The sequence below is a fragment of the Burkholderia sp. Ac-20392 genome (genome assembly GCF_017104585.1).
GTDB classification, from domain to species: Bacteria; Pseudomonadota; Gammaproteobacteria; order Burkholderiales; family Burkholderiaceae; genus Burkholderia; species Burkholderia lata.
On record NZ_JAAGPB010000723.1, the window covers coordinates 1 to 3,142 of the forward strand.

The following is a 3,142-nucleotide window of genomic DNA, read 5'->3' on the forward strand; positions in this document are numbered from 1 at the left end:
GGACGGGGGCGACGCGCTCGGCCTCGGCCCTGCGCGCCTGACGATCACGTTCGGCTTCGGCCCCGGCATGTTCGCGCTCGCCGGCAAGGACCGCTTCGGCCTCGCGAAGCATCGCCCCGCCGCGCTCGTCGACCTGCCGCGCTTCAACGGCGACCAGTTGCTGCCCGAAAAGACCGGCGGCGACCTGTTCATCCAGGCGTGCGCCGACGACGCACAGGTTGCGTTCCACGCGGTGCGCCAGCTCGTGCGCCTCGGCGCGAAGGCGACGCAGATGCGCTGGGGCCAGGCCGGCTTCACGTCGGGCAAGCCCGGCGAGACGCCGCGCAACCTGATGGGCTTCAAGGACGGCACGATGAATCCGCCGATGTCCGATCCGGCCGCGATGGACGAATTCGTGTGGGCCGGCAGCGAAGGCCCGGCATGGATGAACGGCGGCACCTACACGGTCGTGCGCCGGATCCGCATCACGCTCGAGCACTGGGACAACACGGAGCTCGGCTTCCAGGAGCAGGTGGTCGGCCGTCACAAGTACAGCGGCGCGCCGCTCGGCCAGAAGCACGAGTTCGAGGCACTCGATCTCGACGCGGCCGACAAGGACGGCAACCCGGTGATCCCCGACAACGCGCACGCGCGCCTCGCATCGCCGCAACTCAACAACGGTGCGCAGATCCTGCGCCGCGCGTACTCGTACAACGACAGCACGAGCTTCTACATCGAGCGCTGGCCGCCATGGCGCCAGCAGACCGAGTACGACGCGGGGCTGATGTTCGTCGCGCACCAGCGCGACCCGCGCAAGGGCTTCATTCCGATCAACGAGAAGCTCGCAAAGATGGACATCATGAACCAGTTCACCACGCACGTCGGCAGCGCGATCTTCGCGTGCCCGCCGGGCGCGCAACCGGGTTCGTACATCGGCGCCGCGCTGTTCGAGGCATGACGGCCCGCAACGCAAGTCAAGGCACACCTTCCCGGCCCCGGCCGGGTGCAACCTGCTAAAAACCACATGAATACATCACCCGTTAGCCGCCCGCTGCGGCACCTGATTTCCGCGGCGGCCGCCGCGCTGATGCTGACCGGCGCGCTGCACGCCGCGCGCGCGCATGCCGCGACGCTCACGCTGTACAACGCGCAGCACGAGCAGGTCGTCAACCAGCTCGTCAAGGATTTCGAAGCGCAGAGCGGCATCACCGTGAAGGTGCGCTCGGGCGAAGGCCCGGCACTCGCCGCGCAGCTCGTCGCGGAAGGCGACCGCACGCCGGCCGACGTGTACTTCACCGAGAACTCGCCGGAGCTCGTGCTGCTCGACCGCAAGGGCCTGTTCGCGAAGACCGACGGCGCCACGCTGCAGTCGGTGCCCGCGCGCTTCAACCCGGCGGACGGCAACTGGGTCGGCGTGCTCGCTCGCGAGAACGTGCTCGTCTACAACACCGCGAAGATCCAGCCGCAGCAACTGCCCGCATCGCTGCTCGATCTCGCGAAGCCGGAATGGAAGGGCAAGGTCGGCGTCGCGCCGAGCGACGCGGACTTCCTGCCGCTCGTGAGCGCGGTGCTCGCACTGCACGGCGAAGCCGCGACGCTCCAATGGCTGAAGGGCCTGAAGGCCAACGCGCAGATCTTCGACGACGACGAAGGCGTGACGGCAGCCGTCAACCGCGGCGGCGTGCTGACCGGCATCATCAACAACTACTACTGGGACCGCCTGCACGCCGAGCTCGGCGACAAGTCGACCCGCAGCGCGATCTACCACTTCGGCAAAGGCGACGTCGGCGGTGCCGTCAACGTATCGGGCGCCGCAGTGCTGAAGGCATCGAAGCACCAGCCGGAAGCGCAGAAGTTCGTCGCGTATCTCGTCAGCGAGCGCGCGCAGAAACTGATGGCCGGCGGCCATATCAGCTTCGAGTATCCGCTGCATCCGGGCGTCGCGCCCGATCCCATCCTGAAGCCGTTCAACGAACTGAGCCCGCCGGCGCTGACGTTCGAACAGCTCGGCGACGACAGCCAGGCCGGCAAGCTGCTGCGCCAGGCAGGTCTGCTCTGACCATGAGCGACGCCGTGTCCCCCACGGCAAGCACCGCACGCGACGGCGAGCACACCGCGACACGGCGCCGCCCGTCGCGCGCGCTCGTCGCCGCGGCCGCGTGCGGGCCGCTCGCAATCCTGCTGCCGCTCGGCTTCACGCTGTACCGCGCGGCCACCTTCGGCGTCGACGACGCGATCGAGCTGCTGTGGCGCCCGCTCGTCGGCGAACTGCTGGTCAACACGCTGTCGATCACGCTCGCCGCGACCCTCGCGTGCACGCTGCTCGGCACGGCGGTCGCGTGGTTCATCGAGCGCACCGACCTGCCCGCCCGGCCGCTGTGGACCGCGCTCGCGGCCGCGCCGCTCGCGGTGCCGCCGTTCATCACGAGTTATGCGTGGGTGTCGCTGAGCCTCGACCTGCAGGACTTCCTCGGCGCGCTGATCGTGCTGACTTCCGCATACTTCCCGCTCGTCTACCTGCCGGTGGCCGCCGCGCTGCGCGAACTCGATCCCGCGCTGGAAGAAAGCGCGCGCACGCTCGGCTGCTCGCCGTGGCATACCTTCTTCCGCGTCGTGCTGCCGCAGTTGCGCCCCGCGCTGTGCGGCGGGATGCTGCTCGTCGCGCTCGGCGTGCTGTCCGAGTTCGGCGCATTCCAGTTGCTGCGCTTTCGCACGTTCACGACCGAGATCTATGCGGAGTACCGCACCGCGTTCGACGGCGGCGGCGCATCGCTGCTCGGCTGCGTGCTGATCGCGCTGTGCCTGTTGTGCCTCGCGATCGAGGCACGCGCTCGCGGCCATGCGCGCTACGGTCATACGCACCGCGCCGCGCGCCGCGTCGCGATGCGTTATCCGCTCGGCCATCTGCGCGGCCCCGTCACCGTCGCGTTTGCCGCGCTCGCCGCCGAGACGATCGGCGTGCCGCTCGCGATGATCGGCTACTGGCTCACGCAACAGGGCGCGGCCGCCGTCACGCCGGCCGACGTGTCGCCCGAACTGCTGTGGCAGGCCACGCTCGCGTCGTCCGGCTATGGCCTGATGGCGGCGGCCGTCACGACGCTGCTCGCGCTGCCGCTCGCGTTCCTGCTGGTCCGTTATCCGGGCCGTGTCGCGACGCTCCTCG

At 69.5% G+C, this 3,142-nt stretch carries 3 protein-coding genes; all 3 read left to right on the forward strand.

Annotated elements, in window-relative coordinates:
* A partial coding sequence (locus tag G3N99_RS37325) for a Dyp-type peroxidase (protein ID WP_206124869.1) occupies positions 1–937 on the forward strand: 937 nt, incomplete at its 5' end.
* Between the two features lie 66 nt (positions 938–1,003).
* Complete coding sequence (locus G3N99_RS37330; RefSeq protein ID WP_174939444.1) at positions 1,004–2,038, forward strand: iron ABC transporter substrate-binding protein; 1,035 nt, start codon at positions 1,004–1,006, stop codon at positions 2,036–2,038.
* 2 nt (positions 2,039–2,040) lie between these two features.
* A partial coding sequence (locus tag G3N99_RS37335) for an ABC transporter permease subunit (protein ID WP_206124870.1) occupies positions 2,041–3,142 on the forward strand: 1,102 nt, incomplete at its 3' end.

Bases quoted from the DNA above. Each gene is read 5' to 3' on its own strand.
- G3N99_RS37330 (WP_174939444.1), top strand. From the start codon at position 1,004: ATGAATACATCACCCGTTAGCCGCCCGCTGCGGCACCTGATTTCCGCG.